Source organism: Luteibacter sp. UNCMF331Sha3.1 (genome assembly GCF_900109915.1).
GTDB lineage: Bacteria > Pseudomonadota > Gammaproteobacteria > Xanthomonadales > Rhodanobacteraceae > Luteibacter.
In genome coordinates, this window is the sequence record NZ_FOBU01000002.1 from 1143073 (window position 1) to 1162071 (window position 18999).

The 18999-nt window shown below is 67.7% G+C and carries 14 protein-coding genes and 1 tRNA gene; 12 read left to right on the forward strand and 3 right to left on the reverse strand.

All coding sequences use genetic code 11. The annotated features are described in order from the left end of the window. Positions 1-26 precede the first annotated feature (26 nt). From BMX32_RS18950 to lolA, 3 genes are read left to right on the forward strand one after another with little or no spacing between them, the layout of a single operon-like run. Positions 27-2306, forward strand: a complete 2280-nt coding sequence (locus tag BMX32_RS18950) for a DNA translocase FtsK (protein ID WP_280140843.1) — start codon at positions 27-29, stop codon at positions 2304-2306. A 6-nt stretch (positions 2307-2312) separates the two neighbouring features. Then, positions 2313-2741 (forward strand): hypothetical protein, encoded by a 429-nt coding sequence (locus tag BMX32_RS13590; protein WP_089979533.1) that lies wholly within the window; start codon positions 2313-2315, stop codon positions 2739-2741. Positions 2742-2775: 34 nt separating this feature from the next. Beyond that, positions 2776-3423 (forward strand): outer membrane lipoprotein periplasmic chaperone LolA, encoded by a 648-nt coding sequence (lolA, locus tag BMX32_RS13595; RefSeq protein ID WP_089979535.1) that lies wholly within the window; start codon positions 2776-2778, stop codon positions 3421-3423. Between the two features lie 279 nt (positions 3424-3702). Here the strand turns inward: lolA and BMX32_RS13600 are convergent, their stop codons facing one another. Next, positions 3703-6714, reverse strand: a complete 3012-nt coding sequence (locus BMX32_RS13600; RefSeq protein WP_089979536.1) for a sensor histidine kinase — start codon at positions 6712-6714, stop codon at positions 3703-3705. A gap of 128 nt (positions 6715-6842) precedes the next feature. Here BMX32_RS13600 and BMX32_RS13605 point away from each other — a divergent pair, with 128 nt between their 5' ends. The 9 genes from BMX32_RS13605 (at position 6843) to BMX32_RS18485 (ending at position 18158) form a co-directional block, all read left to right on the forward strand. Then, positions 6843-9527 (forward strand): DUF2339 domain-containing protein, encoded by a 2685-nt coding sequence (locus tag BMX32_RS13605; protein ID WP_244511528.1) that lies wholly within the window; start codon positions 6843-6845, stop codon positions 9525-9527. After that, positions 9517-10863, forward strand: a complete 1347-nt coding sequence (locus BMX32_RS13610) for a DUF3999 family protein (RefSeq protein WP_089979539.1) — start codon at positions 9517-9519, stop codon at positions 10861-10863. The genes BMX32_RS13605 and BMX32_RS13610 overlap by 11 nt, the downstream gene beginning before the upstream one ends. 43 nt (positions 10864-10906) lie before the next feature. Beyond that, a complete protein-coding gene (locus BMX32_RS13615; RefSeq protein ID WP_089979541.1) occupies positions 10907-12238 on the forward strand; it encodes a replication-associated recombination protein A in 1332 nt (443 codons plus the stop codon). Between the two features lie 272 nt (positions 12239-12510). Next, the gene (locus tag BMX32_RS13620; RefSeq protein WP_029214086.1) at positions 12511-13083 is read left to right on the forward strand and encodes a hypothetical protein; all 573 of its coding nucleotides are present in this window, start codon (positions 12511-12513) and stop codon (positions 13081-13083) included. A 406-nt stretch (positions 13084-13489) separates the two neighbouring features. Beyond that, positions 13490-15031 carry a cation:proton antiporter gene (locus BMX32_RS13625; RefSeq protein ID WP_089979543.1) on the forward strand — a complete coding sequence of 514 codons (1542 nt, stop codon included), beginning with the start codon at positions 13490-13492 and terminating at the stop codon, positions 15029-15031. 70 nt (positions 15032-15101) lie between these two features. Then, on the forward strand, positions 15102-16382 hold the full coding sequence (gene serS / locus BMX32_RS13630) for a serine--tRNA ligase (RefSeq protein WP_089979544.1): 1281 nt from the start codon (positions 15102-15104) through the stop codon (positions 16380-16382). 92 nt (positions 16383-16474) lie between these two features. Next, positions 16475-16564 (forward strand) — tRNA-Ser (locus BMX32_RS13635). 342 nt (positions 16565-16906) lie between these two features. After that, entirely contained in the window at positions 16907-17713 is an 807-nt protein-coding gene (locus tag BMX32_RS13640) for a hypothetical protein (protein WP_089979546.1), read from the forward strand. A 4-nt stretch (positions 17714-17717) separates the two neighbouring features. After that, the gene (locus BMX32_RS18485) at positions 17718-18158 is read left to right on the forward strand and encodes a hypothetical protein (RefSeq protein ID WP_139206737.1); all 441 of its coding nucleotides are present in this window, start codon (positions 17718-17720) and stop codon (positions 18156-18158) included. A 40-nt stretch (positions 18159-18198) separates the two neighbouring features. Here the strand turns inward: BMX32_RS18485 and BMX32_RS13650 are convergent, their stop codons facing one another. Both BMX32_RS13650 and BMX32_RS13655 read right to left on the reverse strand, forming a co-directional pair. Then, a complete protein-coding gene (locus tag BMX32_RS13650; protein WP_139206738.1) occupies positions 18199-18480 on the reverse strand; it encodes a hypothetical protein in 282 nt (93 codons plus the stop codon). Between the two features lie 8 nt (positions 18481-18488). Next, positions 18489-18941, reverse strand: a complete 453-nt coding sequence (locus BMX32_RS13655; protein ID WP_089979550.1) for a hypothetical protein — start codon at positions 18939-18941, stop codon at positions 18489-18491. Positions 18942-18999: the final 58 nt, after the last annotated feature.

The following is an 18999-nucleotide window of genomic DNA, read 5'->3' on the forward strand; positions in this document are numbered from 1 at the left end:
CGCAGGTCCGGGCCCAGCGGGAGGGCTTGAGCGACGAGCTCAAGCGCCGCCTGCGCGAGGCCGGGGCACTGCTCCTCCTGCCGCTGGCCCTTTACCTCCTCGTCTGCCTGCTCAGCTACAACGACCAGGACCCGAGCTGGGGGCACATGGGCGTCGCCGAACACGCCACCAATTTCGGTGGCGCCGTCGGCGCGAACATCGCCAACCTGCTCCGGTACATCTTCGGCCTGGTGAGTTACGGCTTCCCGTTGTTGCTCCTCGCGCTGGGGATCCAGGTGATCCGCCAGCGCGGCGAGCGCAACGTGCAGCCGTGGGAGCCGTCGCTGCGGCTCATCGGTTTCGTTTTCTTCTTCATCACCGCGCCCGCGCTGATGTACCTCAACGTCGACACCACCATCCTGCCGGAAGGCCCGGGTGGCATCGTCGGCAAGTGGGTGGGGCGTGGGCTGCATAACGCCTTCGGCGACAAGGGCGCGCCCCTGTTGCTGCTGGCCGTCTGCCTGATCGCGATCACGCTGGCCACGGGCCTGTCGTGGTTCCGCCTGATGGACATGACGGGCGAGGCCGTGATGCGTCTCGCCGGCTGGTTCGGCGGCAAGCTGCGTCGTGCGCCGGACGTCATGGCCGCGCGCACCGCGCGAGCCGAGCGCGAGGTCGTCAAGAAAGCCGAGGCGGTCAAGCAGGCGAAGCGCGAACCCGTGCGCATCGAGACCCCGGCACCCGTCGTCGTCAAGAGCGATCGCGCCACGCGCGAGAACCAGATCCCGTTGTTCACCGGCGCGTCGATGGATGGCGAGCTGCCGCCGTTGTCGCTGCTCGACGAGGCACCGCCGCAGGGCCCGGGCTACTCCGAGGAAACCCTCGAGGTGCTCTCGCGTCAGGTGGAACTGAAGCTCAAGGATTTCCGCGTCGAGGCCCGCGTCGTGGGCGTGTATCCCGGCCCGGTCATCACCCGTTTCGAGCTGGAACCCGCTGCCGGCGTGCGCGGCAGTCAGGTGTCCAGCCTCGACAAGGACATCGCGCGCGGCCTCTCCGTGGTCAGCGTGCGCGTGGTCGACGTCATTCCGGGCAAGAACGTCATCGGCCTGGAAATCCCGAACACGAAGAAACAGATCGTCTACCTCTCCGAGATCCTGCGCTCCGAGCGCTACGACCAGGTGAAGTCGCCGCTGGCGCTCGCACTGGGCAAGGACATCGGCGGCAAGGCCGTGGTCACCGACCTGGCGAAGATGCCCCACCTGCTCGTGGCCGGCACCACCGGCTCGGGCAAGTCCGTGGCGGTGAACGCCATGGTGCTCAGCCTGCTGTACAAGTCGAGCGCCAAAGACGTCCGGATGATCATGATCGATCCGAAGATGCTGGAACTCTCGGTCTACGAGGGCATTCCGCATCTGCTGGCGCCGGTCGTCACCGACATGAAGGAAGCCGCCAACGCGCTGCGCTGGTGCGTGGCCGAAATGGAACGCCGCTACAAGCTCATGGCGGCCGTGGGCGTGCGCAACCTCGGCGGCTTCAACAAGAAGGTGAAGGACGCCGAGCACAGCGGCCAGCCGCTGCTGGATCCGTTGTTCCGCGCCAATCCCGACATGCCGGGCATGGTGGCCGAGCCGCTCGAACCGCTCCCGCACATCGTCATCATCATCGACGAATTCGCCGACATGATGATGATCGTCGGCAAGAAGGTCGAAGAACTCATCGCGCGCCTCGCGCAGAAGGCGCGCGCCGCGGGCGTGCACCTGATCCTCGCCACGCAGCGTCCGTCGGTCGACGTGATCACGGGCCTGATCAAGGCGAACATCCCGACGCGCATCGCGTTCCAGGTCTCGTCGAAGATCGACTCGCGCACCATCCTCGACCAGTCCGGCGCCGAAGCGCTGCTGGGCCATGGCGACATGCTCTACCTGCCGCCGGGCACCGCCACGCCGGAGCGCGTGCACGGCGCGTTCGTCGACGACCACGAAGTGCACAACGTCGTGGAATGGCTGCGCGCGCAGGGCACGCCGAACTACATCGAAGGCGTGCTGGAAGAAGTCCAGTCCACGGCCGACGGCAAGATCATCAACGATGCCGGCCTGCCGCAGGATGCCGAGGGCGACGGCGATGGCGACAACGCGCTCTACGACCGCGCCGTCCGTATCGTCACCGAGACCCGCCGCGCGTCGATCTCCGGCGTGCAGCGCCATCTGCGCATCGGCTACAACCGCGCCGCCCGCCTCGTCGAACAGATGGAGCAGGACGGCATCGTCAGCGCCCCGCAGCACAACGGCAACCGCGAAGTGCTCGCGCCGCCGCCCCCGAAGGACTGATTCCGCATGAACCCGCGAAAGCCGGGCGCGCTCCGCCAGCGCCCGTGGAGCCTGCTCGTCACCGGCGACCTCGTGCCGACGGCCGAGGTGCTCGACGAGGTCGAGAGCATCTTCGAGCTCAATCCCTCCATCCCCGGGCTGGAACTGCGCGCCGACGACGGTCGCGCCTGTTTCGTCACGCGTGACTACCCCAGCGGCCACACCGCCGAGGTGGACGACGCGCTGGAAGTCATCTTCGCCGAGCAGACCGAGATCGCCGAGATCGCGGTACTCGGGCAGGAGGCCCGCCCGGTGCATACGGCCACGCGCGAGGCGCCTTACTGGCACCGTGACGGAAAGGCCATCGCCGATATCAGCGAAAAGATGGAAGCCGGCGAGATCTCGCCCGCCGAAGCCATCGACATGCTTAAGTCGCTGTTCGAAACCGATCGCTGACAATCGCGCCGAACCTTACGGAACTCATCTGCCCATGAAACGCCTCCTGCTCGCCGCGACGCTGTCCCTGCTCAGTCTGCCGACCTTCGCCGCCGGCCCGGCGCGCGATCGCCTCGACACCTTCGCCAAAGGCATGCATTCGCTGAGCGGCCGCTTCAGCCAGACGCTGTCGGGCCCGAACGGCGAGCAGGGCAAGACGAGCTCGGGCACGCTCGCCCTGCAGGCGCCCCGGCAGTTCCGTTGGGAGACGACGGCGCCGTACAAGCAGACGATCGTCGCCGACGGCAGCCGGGTGTGGCTGTACGACCCGGATCTCGAACAGGTGACGGTGCGCAAGCAGAGCAGCGAGGAAGCGCAGAGCCCGCTCACGGTGCTGACCGACGTGTCGCGCATCGACAAGGACTTCAAGGTGACGGAGCAGGGCGAACACGATGGCTTCCAGTGGCTGCGTCTGACGTCGACGAGCAAGGACCCTCAGTTCGCGTACGCCGACCTCGGGTTCGACGCCGAAGGCCTGAAGCGCATGGCGTTCCGCGATCAGCTGGGCAACGTCACGCGCATCCAGTTCGCCGGTCTCGTGCGCAATGCGGCGCTGCCGGACGGCACGTTCAACTTCGTCCCGCCGCAAGGCACCGACGTGGTCGGCGATGCCCCGGTGTTGCAGACCCAGCCGGTGAAATAACCCCGGCGGGAGCCACGCTGCTGGCGATGGGAGCCTGTCGCCAGCACCCATCGCGGCCAAGGCCGCTCCCACACCGACCTTAGTGGGCTCCTGGTGGGAGCCAGCCTGCTGGCGAAGGGACTTGCCGCGAGCACCCATCGCGGCCGAGGCCGCTCCCACACCGACCTTAGTGGGCTCCTGGTGGGAGCCAGCCTGCTGGCGAAGGGGTTTGCCGCGAGCACCCATCGCGGCCGAGGCCGCTCCCGCAGGACGATCGGCCATCAGAGAGAGCGCTTCCGGCTACGTACGCGGTGTTTCCCGCGCATACGCCACGCGCCCCGGGATCCGGGCCGTCACCGTCGCGCCGCGCTTCGGCGTCGACGTCACGTCCAGTCGCCCGCCCAGGCGAGCCGCGCGTTCGCGCATGCCTACGATGCCGTAATGCCCATCCCCCGAGGGCAGGCCCGGCGAGGTATCGAAGCCGTCCCCGTCGTCGCTCACGGTCACGGTGAGCCAGCGTCGCCTGTACTCGACCGAGACGACGATCGAGCGCGCGTGGGAATGGCGCATCGCATTGACCATCGCCTCGCGCACGATGCTGTGCAGTTCGTCGATCACGGTGGGGTTCACCAGCCGGGGCGTGCGCAACACACGCACGTCGACCTGCGCGGGGATGTCGAGCTCTTCCGCCTGGCCGGCGACGCGTGCTTCCAGCGACCCATATTCCGCGGCCTGCGTGCGCAAGCCTTTCACGCGGTCGCGTCCCTCGACCAGCAACGCTTCGGCGCGATCGATCGTGCGCTCCAGCACCGAACGCGCGTGATCGTCCTTCGACAGACCGTCCGCGAACGCCTGGAAGCGCAGGATCAGCCCCTGTACGCCCTGCAGCAACGTGTCGTGCAGCTCGCGCGCGATGCGCTCGCGCTCCTGGTGTCGTTCGGTCAGGCGCGCGCGAAGTCGCCGCGTGAGCCAGCGCACGCGCCATCGGTGGGCCATCCAGACCAGCAGCGCGAGGACGGCGACGCACGTGAGCTGGAACCACAGCCGCTCGAAGAGCCGCGCCGGCACCGAGACGTCGAGGGGCACGGAGCGGCTCCAGTGCCGTCCGTCGTACGAGGCTTCCGCGACGAAGCGATACGAGCCCGGCGGCAGGTCCATGTACGACGCTTCGCGATGCGCGCCGGCGTACATGTACTCGCGATCCAGACCTTCGAGCATGTGCCGGAACATCAGCCCCCTTGGTCGTCCGGGCGCGAGCGCGGTGTACGACACCTGCAGGTCGCGACCGTGCTCCAGCGCGACGGCCTCGTTGTGCACGAGCGTGGTGGTGCCAGACGCGATCGAGCGGATCACCACGGGCGGCGGGTCCGGACGTCGGTGCGGACGCGACGGGTCGACCCATGCCAGTCCCTGCGAGCCGGCGAACCACAACTTGCCGTCGCTGGCCGCCAGGATCGTCGGCAGCGGCCGAACCAGCTGGGCCGGTCCCGGCACGCCGTCTTCCATCGTCAGCAACTCGGCGTCCACCGGTTGCGACGGATGGGCGATCGCCGACGACCATGCTTCCGGCGTGAAGTGCAGCGCGCCGGCGATGCCGTAGGCCCACACGCCGCCGTCGCGGCTTCGCACGATGCCCGTTATCGAATCGAGCCTGCCGGCCGGCTCGATGGCGAACGTCCGGAAGCGGTCGCCGTCGAGGATGGACAGGCCGTGCTCCGACCCGACCACGCGTCGACCGTCGATGGTGGCGATGGACGTCACCGGCCCGTGTTCGAGGTGCTGTGCGGCGCCATAGCGATGAAGGCGCGTGCCGTCGACCATGATCACGGTGCCGTTCTGGTAACCGAACCACGGCCTCCCGTGGTCGTCGATATGAATGACGGACGGCGCCACATCGGGCAGGCCGTCGACGGACGACGCGGGCAGCCATGCGCCATCCGGGCGCTGCACGTAAAGGCCGCGCAGGCGCAGGGAGATCCACAGCCGGCCCATGCCATCGCGGCCGATCGCATGCACCAGCGTCTTTTTCTGCGCGGCGTCGGACGGCAGCGACCGTTCCTCGGGAAGCCGGCCCGGGCGCTTGCGCCAGAGTTCGCCGTAGCCACCCAGCAAGACCGAGCCGTCCTTCTCCTGCCACGCCGCCGTGACGGAGCCCTCGAAGTCCTCGAGCGCCGAGGGATCGGGATCGAGGTGCCATAGCAGGTCGTTGTAAGGCGTGTTGGCCGCGCTTCCCGTCCACACCGTGCCGTCGCCCTGTTCGAACAGGGAGAAGTACACGCGGAAGGTCGGGAAACGGACTACGGACAGCCAGCTGTCGCGGAACGTGTCGAAGCCGGCCTTCGTGCTGACCCATACGGTGCCGTCGCGGTCTTCGAGCGTGGTGATCGTGCCTAGCGAGGTGAGCCCCAAGTCCGGGGTCGCGACCTGGGCCGCCGGATTGTCGGCGACGGGCGCCGCGCGCCCGATCGCCGGGGCAGGGATCCTGCACAGGTTCTGGCGGCAGGCGACGCTCCACAACGTTCCGTCGCGATCGAGCAGCGTGGTGGTGCTCGTGGTGTTCAGCGGCCGGCGAAAGGCATGCGGTTTGCCCCATTCGCCCGGCGCGGGGCGCAGGCCATCGCGCGACCGCACCCACAGGCTGCCATCGGGATGCAGCATCATCTGCTGGGTAAGGGCAAACGCCTCGCCCGCGCCGACGAACCCATCGGCGCCCTTGCGGAGGATGAAGACGCCCGAATCGGTGACCATCCAGAGATCGCCGCGTCGATCTTCGAGGAACTGCTGGAACTCGCCGTCGGGTGCCTTCGCACTCAGGTCGTTCCAGCGCGTGCCGTCGAAGCGGAAGTAACCCGCCTCCGTCGCCGCCCAGAGGCGGCCGTCGCCATCCGTGGCGAATTCGTTGACGGCGGCGCGATCGGGCAGGCCATCGGCCGTGCCATAGAACGTCACGGCTTCCCGACGCACGCGCGCGACGCCGCCGTAGGCACGCGACACCCACAGGTCGCCGCCGGGTGCCGCGTAGAGCTGCCATGTGGCCTCGCTTTCGTTGCTCGAGGCGGGCAGCAGCGGAAACTTCTGGAACTCGAAGCCGTCGTAACGAAACAACCCCATGCGCGAGCTGAACCATAACCAGCCGTCTTCCGTCTGCGCCATCGACGGCGAGTCGGCAGGCGCACCGTCCTGCGCATGCAGCGTGCCGTGATGCAACTGGCCGAGGGCGCGCGCGGGGTCCGTGGCGTGCGCGACGCCGGCGCCCACGAGGAAGGCCGCGCAGCAAAGCAGTCGGAACGCGCGGCGCGCGGTGGCAGTCATCGGAAGACGCGGCTCGGTGGCACGGGGACGAGGCACGAGCGTACCGTATCGGGGTCACCAATCCGCAACATCCTGCTTTCATGCCAGACTCCATCCAGGACAGCGGACGTGGTCGGGGGAACATGGGCATGTTTGTGGTGTGGGGCATCGTGGGCGCCATCATCGGTGCCTTCGCCGGGCAGGGCTTTGGCGGCGCCGTTGCCGGATTCGCCATCGGGTTTCTCTGGGGCCGGACCTCCCGGTTGCGGCGCGATCTCGACGACGCGCGCCGGTCGATCGACGCCTTCGTGGCCGGCGCCGTGCCCGCGGCACCCACGCCGATGCCCGCGGCGCCCAACCCGTCGGTAGCGCCACCTCCCGCACCGGTCGAACCGTTGGCTCCGGCGCAGCCTCCGCCGCTTCGTCCCGCCGCACCCGCGCCTGCCGCACCACCACCCGTCGCACCGCGCGAACCCGCCGGCCCCACGCTCGGCGATCGCCTCACGGCCGCCATCAAACGCTGGTTCACCGAAGGCAACGTACCGGTGAAGATCGGCATGCTGGTGCTCTTCGCCGGCATCGCCGCGTTCCTGAAATACGCCGCCGACACCGGCCTGCTGCGCGTGCCGATGTCGGTGCGCCTGACGATCGTCGCGCTGGTCGCCATCGCTGGCGTCGCGTTCGGCTGGGTGCAACGCGACAGGCGTCGCGCGTTTGCGTTGTCGTTGCAGGGCGGCGCCATCGGCGTGCTGGTGATGACGGTGTTCGCCGCGTATCGCATGTACGGGCTGCTGCCCGCGGGCGCCACCTTCGCGCTGCTGATCGTCTTCGTCGGCGCGCTCGGCGTGCTGGCCGTGCTGCAGGACGCCCTCGCGCTGGCCGTGCTCGGTCTCGTGGCGGGATTCGCCGCGCCGATCATCGCGTCGACGGGGCAGGGCAACCACGTTGCCCTGTTCTCCTATTACGCCGTGCTCAACCTCGGCATCCTCGGCATCGCATGGAAGAAGGCGTGGCGCGTGCTCAACGTGCTCGGCTTCGTCGGCACGTTCGGCGTCGGCACGCTGTGGGGCGTGCTGAGTTACCGGCCCGAGTTCTTCGCCAGCACCGAGCCGTTCCTGGTCCTGCATTTTCTGCTCTACCTCGTCGTGCCGTGGTTGCACGTGCTGCGGTCGCCGAAACGCGGGCGCGCGATCCTCGACGGCTGCCTGATGTTCGGCAATCCCATCGCCAGCCTGTTGCTGCAGGGCGCGTTACTGGACTGGCGGCCCATGCCGCTCGCGCTGTCGGCGCTGATCGCCGCCGGCATCTACGTCGCCATCGCGTTCGCGCTGCGCAAGCGCGACGACATGACCTTGCTGCGCGACACGTGGGCCGTGCTCGCCGTAGCGTTTGCCACCATCGCGGTGCCGCTGGCACTGAGTGCGAGCGTGACCTCCAGCGTCTTCGCGCTCGAAGGCGCCGGTCTTATCTGGCTCGGTTTCCGTCAGGGCCGGCGACTGCCGCGTTGGGCGGGCATCGGTCTGCAACTCGCCGCCGCGGTGGCGTGGCTGTTCGCCATCACGTTCCGCTACACGCCGGGGCAGATGCCGATCCTCAATGCGACCTTCATCGGCGGAATGCTGCTCGTCGTCGGGGCGGGCATCGGCGTATGGCAGTTCGACCGCCATGGCACGTCGCGCGGCGCCTCCGCGCTCGCGCGTATCGGCTTGCTGGCGTGGGCGGCCATCTGGTGGCTCGTGGCGTTCGCCGATCAGATCGGCGTGCCAGCGCTCGACGATGCGACGCAGGCCGCCTGCTGGGCGATGCTGCTCTCGGCGACCGCCTTGCTGCTGGCGCTGGCGTGCCCCCGCGCGCGCAAGCTCGATCTCGGCGTGACGCTCGCCTTCGGTGTACCGTTGTTCCTCATCGGCAGTACCGGCGTCGTGCTCGACGCGGCGAACGCGGGTACGCAGTGGATGGCGGGCTGGCCGCTGGTGGCGGTGTTCGTCATGGCGGTGACGGGGTGGTTCACCTTGCGGGGCGTGGCCGCGCATCGCGTCGCCGCGGTGGCGACGTCGACGATCGGGTGGGTGCGCTGGCTGGCCGTCTTCACCGTGTCGATCGCGCTGGCGCTCGATACCGCGACCACGCTGGGGCAGGGCTGGCGGATGCTGGCCGTGTCGCTGCCGACGTTGTCGCTGGCCGGGCTGACGCTGTGGGGGCCGCGCTGGCTGGCGGCGCCACTGCATGAGCACGCGCGCGACATTCGCCTGACCGTCGGGGCGTGCGTCGCCATCGGCATGGTGGCCATCGGCATCGCGGCGCTGGGCGCCGCCGGCAGTCCGCGACCGCTTCCGTTCGTTCCGGTGCTGAACCCCGTCGATCTCCTGCTGGTGGCCGCGCTGCTGTTCGTCGCGCGAGCCATCGGCGACGCGGCGTTGCCCGACGAGGTGCGCCGCACGCGGCCCGCCGTGCTCGCGGCGCTGTTCTTCGTCGTCGCCACCAGCATGACGCTGCGCGCCACGCATCATCTCGGTGGCGTGCCATGGAACGGCGACATGGCGGCGTCGAACCTCGTGCAGCTGTCGCTCACGGTGGTGTGGAGCGTGATCGGCGTGGTGGCCTGGGTGCTTGGATCGAAGCGCGGCCAGCGCATGCTGTGGCTGGCCGGCGCGGTGACGATGGCGCTGGTGCTGCTGAAGCTGCTGCTCGTCGATCGCGGTCATCTGGGCAACCTGTTCGGTATCGCGTCGTTCATCGCGTACGGTCTTCTCTGTACGGTGATCGGTTACCTCGCACCCGCACCGCCCCGGCAGGGCGTGCCGTCCGTTCCGGAGTCGTCGCATGAGTCATGACGCGCGTGGTTTTCTGATGGTGCTGGGCCTGGCCGCGATGGCGGCGCACGCCGAGACGCCACCGACGTTCGCGGTGGGCTATGCGCTGAACACGCCACCCGGTGCAAAGGCCTATGTGGTGTCCATGCCGCAGGACGCTTACGCATGGGCCGCGCGCGATGCCGGTCTGCAGGACGTGCTGGTGGTGGATGGCAAGGGCCGGCAGGTGGCCGCCGGTATCTACCACGCCGCGGAACCGACCTCGCATCCGCTCACGATGGACGCGCCGCTGCTCGCCGTGCCGCCGAGCGCGAACGGCGCCGTCGGTCCGCGCATCCAGCGCAGCACGAATGGCGACATCCTCATCGAACCCGGCGCCGCCGCGACGGGCGGCAAGGCGACCGACTGGCTCATCGACGCGCGTCAGCCGCTGCGCCCCGAGCGCATCGAGTTCGCGCCGCTCGGTCGCGACGCGAGCTTCCGCGTGGACATCGACGCCAGCACGAACCTGCAGGACTGGACGCCCGTGGTGCGCGACGCGTCGATCGTCGCGCTCGGCAGCGGCGATGGCGCCGTGGACGCACGCGTGGTGAAGCTTGCCGGCGCGGCCGCGCGCTACTACCGCGTGCGTGTGACCTCCGGCGATACGCCATGGGTGGACGGCGCCGCGACCCGCGTCACGCTGTCCGGCACGGTGCCCGACGCGTCCGCGAAGGACGAAGCGCCGCGCCGCTGGCTGGAACTCGCGCCGAGCGACACGGCGACCTCGGGGCAGGGCGTCGATTACGACTACCGTCTTCCCGACGCCGTGCCCGTGGGCGCGCTGCGCGTGAAGCTCGGGAAGGGCGACAACGTCGCCCGCTTCGACGCCATCGCCGTGCAGCCCACGATGGGCGGCGAACAGCTCGGCACGCTGGTGGTCACGCCGGGGCAGCACGACGACGCGCATCCTCTGGAGCTGACGCCGATCCGCCGCGAACTGCTGCGCCTGCATTCGGCGACGCCACTCCGCGAGCCGCCGACCCTGCTGGTCGGCTGGCGCCCGGATCGCCTCGTATTTCTGCCCGAGGGCACCGGCCCGTATCGCCTGCTGGTGGGCAGCCGCGGCACGCGGCGTCCCGTGTGGCCCATCGACGACGCCCTCGCGGCCCTGCGCAAGGACGGCGGGCCCGGCTGGCGCCCAGCGGAAGCCTCTACCGGCGCCGTGGAAGTGCTGGCGGGGCGGAAGGCGGTGGACCCGGCCGACGCGCCGTTCGACTGGACGCGCCCGCTGCTCTGGATCGTGCTGCTGCTGGGTGCGGCCGTGGTCGTGGGCATGGCGACCAGCCTGCTGCGCAAGCCGAAGGGCGGCGACTGACCCATTGAGGCGCCATGCACGGCGAACGCGCGATAATGGCCCCATGTCTTTCCAGTCTCCCGGCCTGTTCGCCGAACCCGAAGCCCTGAAGCCCCTCGCCGAGCGCATGCGGCCACGCTCCCTCGACGAGATCGTGGGCCAGCAGCGCGTGGCCGGGGAGGGCAAGCCGCTGCGCCGCGCGCTGGAAGCGGGCAAGGTGCACTCGATGATCCTCTGGGGTCCGCCGGGCTGCGGCAAGACCACGCTGGCGCTGTTGGTGGCGCGTTACGCCGACGCCGACTTCCGCGCGATTTCCGCGGTGATGAGCGGGCTGCCCGACGTGCGCAAGGCGCTGGCCGAAGCCGAAGGCAACTTCGCGCAGGGCCGCCGCACCGTGCTGTTTGTGGACGAGGTGCATCGCTTCAACAAGGCGCAGCAGGACGCGTTCCTGCCGCACATCGAACGCGGCGTCATCATCTTCGTGGGTGCGACGACCGAGAACCCGTCGTTCGAGCTCAACTCCGCGTTGCTGTCGCGTTGCCGTGTGCACGTGCTGGATGCCGTGAGCCCCGACGACATCGTGGCCGCGCTGCATCGCGCGCTGACCGATAGCGAGCGTGGCCTCGGCGATCTCGGCCTCACGGTGGACGAAGGCTCGCTGCGGCTCATCGCCAGCGCCGCCGACGGCGACGTGCGCCGCGCGCTGACGCTGCTGGAAATCGCCGCCGAACTGGCGGAAGACGGCCGCATCGACGACACCACGCTCGAGCAGGTGCTGGCCGACCGCACGCGCCGCTTCGACAAGAGCGGCGAGCAGTTCTACGACCAGATATCGGCGCTGCACAAATCGGTGCGCTCGTCCGATCCCGACGCCGCCGTGTACTGGCTGACGCGCATGCTCGACGGCGGCTGCGATCCGTTGTACCTCGCCCGCCGCATGACGCGCATGGCGGTGGAAGACGTGGGGCTCGCCGAACCGCGCGCGTGGCGCATGGCGCTGGATGCCTGGGACACGTACGAGCGCCTCGGCAGCCCCGAAGGCGAACTCGGCCTCGCGCAGCTCGCCATCTGGCTCGCCATCGCACCGAAGAGCAACGCGGCATACATGGCGTACAACAAGGCGAAGGCGACGGTGAAGCAGATGGGCACGCTCGACGTGCCGATGCACCTGCGCAACGCGCCGACGAAACTGATGAAGGGCCTGGGCTACGGCCAGAACTACCAGTACGACCACGATGTGGAAGGCGGCGTGGCCCTCGATCAGCAATGCCTGCCCGACGAACTCGAAGGCACGACGTTCTACGAGCCGGTCGACCGCGGCCTGGAACTGAAACTCCGCGAAAAGCTCACGGCACTGCGCGCCGCACGAGCCGAAGCCCGCAAGAAGCCCGGTTAAACGACAGAGTTGCAGATTGCCGGTGGGAGCCAGCCTGCTGGCGAAGCGCACGGCACGAGCCGGAGCCCGCGAGAAGCTCGGCTTAACGACAGGTTTGCAGATTGCCGGTGGGAGCCAGCCTGCTGGCGAAGGGTGCTCGCGGCAAGCCCCCATCGCCAGCAGGCTGGCTCCCACCGAAAGACCCCGGCCTCGCCATCCCCCTGCCAAAAGTCCGATACCGCCAGGCCCGCACCCGGACGTACCCTCGACCCACCACCCCGGGGAGTACGCCCATGCGCATCGCCATCGCAACCCTGCTCGGCGGCCTCGTGATGTTCATCTGGGGCATGCTCGCCCACATGCTTCTGCCGATCGGCAGCATGTCGATGCGAGCCCCGCTGGACGAGGGCAAGATCCTCACCGCGCTGCACGACAACCTGCCCAACGAGCACGCGGTGTACCTGCTGCCGTTCTACGACCCCAACACCGAACACAACGACAAGACCAACGAAGCGTATTCCGCGAGAGCGCGATCCAATCCATATGCCTTCATCGTCTACTCGCCCATCGGCAAGGATCCGATGGCGACGTTCCCGTACAACCTCTTCCACCAGTGGCTGTCCGACACGCTCGCCGCACTGATCGTGGCCCTGATCATGATCCGCGCGGGTGTGGGGGTGAGTCGCGGCCTGCTCATCGGCCTGGGCTTCGGCATCTTTACCTGGCTGTCGCTGAGCGTGCCCTACTGGAACTGGTACCGGTTCCCCGGACCGTTCACCCTCGGCTACCTGCTGGAACAGGCGTTCGGCTGGCTGCTGGCCGGCGCGGCCATGGGCTGGTGGCTGGGACGCAAACGTCCGGACTGACGCATTGCTGCGGTGCGTCCGACCGGGCCGTGCTGCCGCCTGACCGTGCTCTGTGGCCGCCTGACCGGTGGGAGCCAACCTGCTGGCGAAGGGTGCTCGCGGCAAGCACCCACCGCCAGCAGGCTGGCTCCCACCGATCTAACCACCCCGACGCACGCCAGGCTCTCCGCCCCGGTCCAGAAACTCGCGACACCGCCACCCCAACGCACGCCAGGTTCTTTGGCCTCGGTCCAAAAACTCGCGCCCCGCCACCCCGACGCACGCCAGGCTCTTCGCCCCGTTCCAGAAACTCGCCACACCGTCACCCCGGCGTACGCCGGGGTCCACGGCCCCGGTCCCCGAGGATGCGACAACGCCCGACGCACGCGTTAGCCTGCGAAGACGTGGATACCGGGAGCCCCTCGCCATGACCTTGTTCGAAAGCCTGCTGCTGCTCCTGCTAGCAGCGGTCGTATTGCTGCAGGTGGCCCGCAGGCTGTCGTTGCCTTACCCATCGATGCTCGCACTGGCCGGCGCCGGCATGGCCCTGATCCCCGGCACCCCGGAATTCCCCATCGACCCGCGCACAGCATTGCCGCTGTTCATCGCACCCGCGTTGATGGACGCCGCGTTCGACTTCCCCGTCTCCACGGTGAAACGCTTCTGGCTGCCGCTGGTGTTCTTCGCGGTAGGCGGTGTGGTGGTCACGGCCTTGCTGGTGGGCTGGGCCGGATGGGCCTTCGCCGGGCTGCCGTTCGCCGCCGCGCTGGTGCTCGGGGCCATCGTCGCGCCGCCGGACGCCGCGGCCTCGACGGCGATCCTCTCCGGCATGTCGATCCCGCGCTCCACCGACGCCATTCTCCGCGGCGAAAGCCTCTTCAACGACGCCGCCGCGCTCTTGCTGTTCGGCGCCGCTCTCACGGCGCAGACGGCCGGCGGACTCACGCTGACGCAGATCGGCGGCTTCGCCATCGCCGCGCCGGGCGGCGTGCTGTTCGGCATCGCCGCGGGTTACGTCTTTCCGATGATGACGCGCGCGATCTGCGGCGCGCTCGACTCCAACCTCATGCAGTTCGTCAGCACGTTCCTCGTGTGGATCCTCGCCGAGCACCTGCACCTGTCGCCCGTGCTCGCGGTGGTGGCGCTGGCGATGACCATCGCCACGCGCAACGTCTCGCCGAGCACGCCGCGCCTGCGCGTGCAGTCCTACGCGGTGTGGACCATCGTGGTGTTCGTGCTCAACGTGCTCGCGTTCCTGATGATGGGCCTGCAGGCGCGACGCATCGTCGGCGGCATGAGCGGCGAGCACCTGCGCGAGGCGGTGACGTTCGCGTGCATCGTCTCCGCGATCGTCATCGTCTCGCGTCTCGTCATGATGTTCGCCTTCAACCGCGGCATGGCCTGGTACCGCCGCAGCCGCGGCCTGGAACAGACGGCCACGTGGCGGCAGGGCGTGCTCGCTGGCTGGTGCGGCATGCGTGGCCTGGTGACGCTCGCCACCGCGTTCATCCTCCCGGACAATTTTCCGCAACGCGACGTCGTGGTGCTTACGGCCTTCGCCGTGGTGCTCGCGACACTGGTGGTGCAGGGCATGACCCTCATGCCGCTGATCCGCCTGCTCGGCCTCGACCAGACCGCCACCACCGAACGCGAAGTGCGCGCCGTGCGCCGCGAACTGGTGCAGGCCGCCCTCGACCGCCTGGCCGACGAAGTCGGCGAGGAGCGCAAACGTCTCGACGACCTCTACCGCATGGAGTTCGATGCCCTCGGCGAAGAAGGGAAGGCCGAGGCCCTGAACCGCTACCGCGAACTGTCGCTGGCGGCACTGGCCGCCCAGCGCGACGCCCTGGAGCGCAGCCGCAACGACTTCCAGCTCACCGACGACGACTACAACTTCCTGCTGGAGCAGCTCGACTGGCGCGAACTCTCGGTCCTGCCGCCGGAGACGACCCGCATTGGGGCCTCCTGAAGGCTCTGCGGATGCGGGAGGACCCAACGATTTGCCATAATCCCCGTTCGAATCAAACGGAACGCCCATCATGCTGGATCCCGCCCTCCTGCGCGGCCGCCTCGCCGAAACGGCCGAGCGCCTCCGCGCCGCCCGGAACTTCGACCTCGACGTGAGCCTGGTCGAGCGCCTCGAATCCGAGCGTAAGGCGCTCTCGACCGAGACGCAGGAGCTGCAGAACCTCCGCAACACGCGTTCCAAGGCCATCGGCCAGGCCAAGGCCAGGGGCGAAGACATCGCGCCGCTGATGGCCGAAGTCGCCGGCATCGGCGACCGGCTCAAGGCCAACGAACAGGCCCTCGACGACGTCCAGGCGAAGATCAACGACATCGCCCTCGGCATCCCGAACCTGCCCGACGCCTCCGTGCCGTTCGGCAAGGACGAGAACGACAATCTCGAGATCCTCCGCTGGGGCCACCCGCGCCCGTTCGACTTCCCGGTGAAGGACCATGTCGATCTTGGCGAGCGCCACGGCTGGCTCGACGCCGACGCCGGCGCGAAGCTGTCCGGTTCGCGCTTCACCGTGCTGCGCGGCCAGCTCGCGCACCTGCACCGCGCACTCGCGCAGTTCATGCTCGACATGCACACCACCAAGCACGGTTACCTGGAGCACAACGTCCCGCTGATCGTGAATCGCGCGGCGATGGAAGGTACCAGCCAGCTGCCGAAGTTCGAGGAAGACCTCTTCGCCACCGAAGTGAGCGAGACGAAGCGCTACCTCATTCCTACGGCCGAAGTGACGCTGACCAACCTCGTGCGCGAGAGCATCGTCGAAGCCGACGCGCTGCCCATGCGCCTCGCGGCGCACACCATGTGCTTCCGCGCCGAAGCCGGCAGCTACGGTCGCGACACTCGCGGCATGATCCGCCAGCACCAGTTCGAGAAAGTCGAAATGGTGCAGATCGTCGCGCCGGACACCAGCATGCAGCAGCTGGAAGAACTCGTCGGCCACGCCGAAGCCGTGCTCCAGGCGCTGAAGCTGCCGTACCGCAAGGTGCAGCTGTGCACCGGCGACATGGGCTTCGCCGCCGCCAAGACCTACGACCTCGAAGTGTGGCTACCCAGCCAGAACACCTACCGCGAAATCAGCAGCTGCTCCAACTGCACCGACTTTCAGGCACGCCGCATGCAGGCCCGCTGGCGCAACCCGACCACCGGCAAGCCGGAACTCGTGCACACCCTCAACGGCAGCGGCCTCGCCGTCGGCCGCACGATGGTCGCGGTGATGGAGAACTTCCAGCAGCCGGACGGCAGCATCGAGGTGCCGGAAGTGCTGCGGCCGTATATGGCGGGGATCGAGTCCATCGCCTGAGGGCTGGGGCAGGGTACAATCGGCGCGCTGGGTGACCGGCGCGTTCGAGTTCCAAAGCCGGTGGGTGCAATGCCTGGCGGTGCGATTAAAACGGAGAGATGGCCGAGTGGTTTAAGGCAGCAGTCTTGAAAACTGCCGTAGGTGTAAGCCTACCGTGGGTTCGAATCCCACTCTCTCCGCCAGTGAGTCAATCTAATCAACAACTTGAGCGGCGTTTAACGTTTCGCCCATCAAATATTCCACCAACTGGGTGGGTGGTGGGGAGTGGCGGTAGCGCCCTGAGCGAACGGAGACCGTTGCGATAAGAGCGCCCGCCAACGGCCGCGTGAAAGCGTCGGGTGACGCCTGCGTAGGACGCATTTTTTGCTTGCCTCTCCGGTCAGATCTCGGCATCCTCCGCAAATGGATCAGGGGGATGGACGTATGGAAGGGAATGTTTTGGGGTTAGAACGTTCAGGAAATGACAGAGCTACGCTGCTACTCTGGAGTGCTTTGCCTGGCGTGTTTCTAACCAAGGATTCGCTGTGACGACTCCCAACCCGGCACCGATCTTCAACGACCTTGTCGATGAATTGACGGCACTGGAAGAACGCTTTCCGCTTCCTGAGTTTGAGCTCGCAAAGCTCAAGCGTCGGGCGCTGCCCATGCAGCGCGACTTTCCAGATGCTTACTACAGCTTCATGGGGATGGTCGACTCGGTGCTGATGGACAGTGAAGGGGTTCGCCGGAACTTCAATAGAGCACTGCAGTCCGCCGTGAGCAGCGGTGTTCTCCTGAATTATCTGCTCGCGCTGATCATGGTTCGCGACCACAGGGCCATGCTCAAAGTTGCGCGCGACAACTTGGCAGCGTATCGCTCCGATGTGATGTTTCAGCAAGCTTTCTTCAGAGTGCTGCTCGAGGGCGGCGCGGTCGAAGCAGCGGCAGACCTCGTTGCCTCGTGGTGCAATCAGGTCGAGCGGTCGGACGACGACGCTTTATCCAAGGTCGGACTTCGTCCGTATTGGGGTGTACCTACGCCAGCGGATTCGAAGGCGTTTGCAACTGCACTGTTGTTCAGTGATTGGGCAGCGCGGACCGGCGTCTCGGAAGAGGACGCGGTAGTTGCAGTTCAGGAGTTTAGGGCGGTTCTCCCGAAGCGCCGCGCCGGCTTTACGTGGCGTGCCGCGTTCGTCATGGATGACGATGTCCCGTCCCTTTCATATTCGGTTTCGTTCGAGGGCGAAGATCCTAATGCTCTTTCTCGATACGAGATGGCAGCATATGCGCGCTTATCAGAATTGGATCTGCCAGCCGTCACTGAAGGCTGGGTCGTTTTCGGAATGGAGTGAGCGCGTGGGAATTTCTGCTGCAGCTATTTTGTCTGACTGCTGTTTTTTTCCGCTTGACGGCAGCGCCGGTGCATCGGAGGCAACGATCCGCGCGGTGATCAGCCGAACCTACTACTCCACATATCACACTATTAGGCCGCATGTTGAATCGCTTCCGGAAGTTAAAGCTTCGGTGCGACCTGGCTTGATCGGTCATCGCGAGGCATACCGCCGCCTCCAGCGATGGGACCACCCCGACGCCGATATCAGGAAGAATTTCCGCAACGCGGCTAAGGTGGCGTCGCTGGCTCTTTTGAAGGCGATCGAGGTGCGTGAATGCGCTGACTACGATCTCGCGGCCACGATCACCGAGGTGGATTGTGAGCTTCAGGTTTCGAGGCTCGCTGCGGTGACGACTTTCGCCTCCCGCTATGCCGCTGCGATCGCTCCATCGATCCCAGCCTGATTTACCCCGCTCGCGCCAACCACTGGTTGGACTGACTCGCTCAGAGCGGATCGAACCCGATGTCGTCCAGCGTGCTCGCCAGCGTGAGCATGGCCTCGCCGTAGCCGGGCCTCGGCTCCGTGCCGGGCTGGCCGAGCAGGCTTGCCACTCGCAGCGCGACCTCAACGGCCGCATGCAGGCCGGCGACCTCGAGCTTGTCGATGACCAGACGGACGCGGAAGCGCGCCTCGTCGAAGTCGCGGTCCAGCGCAGCGTCGTTCATTGCCGCAGCGTCGCGTACGATCTCAGCAATCTCCAGAACTCGGGTTTCGCGCGTGGACATGGCCGGCCCTAGGGCTTTTCGCCGCCCTTCGGGCGCGCGAAGGGCGAAGCACCGAGCGCGTTGGGCTCGACCGGCTGCTCGCTATTCAGTGATGCGGCCAGCTTCTGGAGCTCGCTGTGGATCGCTTTACGCTTCTGCACCTGCCCGGGATCGCCAAAACCGCGCTTCCGGTAGGCCTCGTTCGTTTCCTGAACCAACCCCTTCAGCAGGATCGCCGTTCCACGGGCTTCCTCGGGGGCCGGAAAGAACGTAATCAGTGCGTCGAGCAAGACGGGATGTGACCGCCGCACCATCGGGTCGGCTGTCTCAAGCAGCTCCACGAAGACGTCCACCCAGTTCGAGGACGGGGCCGGCTCAAGGATCGCGCGCATGGGCTCCCTGTCTCGCAGATCCGCCGACGGGTCGAACGGGGGCACATCGAAATACTTCACCCGCACGTCGGGTCCGCCTTGGCGCTGCATAGGCCATCCTTCTGGCTCTGGGGGAGGTCATTCTAGCGGCCGCGCGCAGCCCGCGAAA

Excerpts from the sequence above, each read along its gene's own strand:
- serS (WP_089979544.1), top strand. The coding sequence starts at position 15,102 with ATGCTGGATCCCGCCCTCCTGCGCGGCCGCCTCGCCGAAACGGCCGAG.
- BMX32_RS13600 (WP_089979536.1), bottom strand. The coding sequence starts at position 6,714 with ATGACTGCCACCGCGCGCCGCGCGTTCCGACTGCTTTGCTGCGCGGCC.
- lolA (WP_089979535.1), top strand. The coding sequence starts at position 2,776 with ATGAAACGCCTCCTGCTCGCCGCGACGCTGTCCCTGCTCAGTCTGCCG.
- BMX32_RS13620 (WP_029214086.1), top strand. The coding sequence starts at position 12,511 with ATGCGCATCGCCATCGCAACCCTGCTCGGCGGCCTCGTGATGTTCATC.
- BMX32_RS13655 (WP_089979550.1), bottom strand. The coding sequence starts at position 18,941 with ATGCAGCGCCAAGGCGGACCCGACGTGCGGGTGAAGTATTTCGATGTG.
- BMX32_RS13590 (WP_089979533.1), top strand. The coding sequence starts at position 2,313 with ATGAACCCGCGAAAGCCGGGCGCGCTCCGCCAGCGCCCGTGGAGCCTG.
- BMX32_RS13610 (WP_089979539.1), top strand. The coding sequence starts at position 9,517 with ATGAGTCATGACGCGCGTGGTTTTCTGATGGTGCTGGGCCTGGCCGCG.
- BMX32_RS13605 (WP_244511528.1), top strand. The coding sequence starts at position 6,843 with ATGTTTGTGGTGTGGGGCATCGTGGGCGCCATCATCGGTGCCTTCGCC.
- BMX32_RS13615 (WP_089979541.1), top strand. The coding sequence starts at position 10,907 with ATGTCTTTCCAGTCTCCCGGCCTGTTCGCCGAACCCGAAGCCCTGAAG.
- BMX32_RS13650 (WP_139206738.1), bottom strand. The coding sequence starts at position 18,480 with ATGTCCACGCGCGAAACCCGAGTTCTGGAGATTGCTGAGATCGTACGC.
- BMX32_RS13625 (WP_089979543.1), top strand. The coding sequence starts at position 13,490 with ATGACCTTGTTCGAAAGCCTGCTGCTGCTCCTGCTAGCAGCGGTCGTA.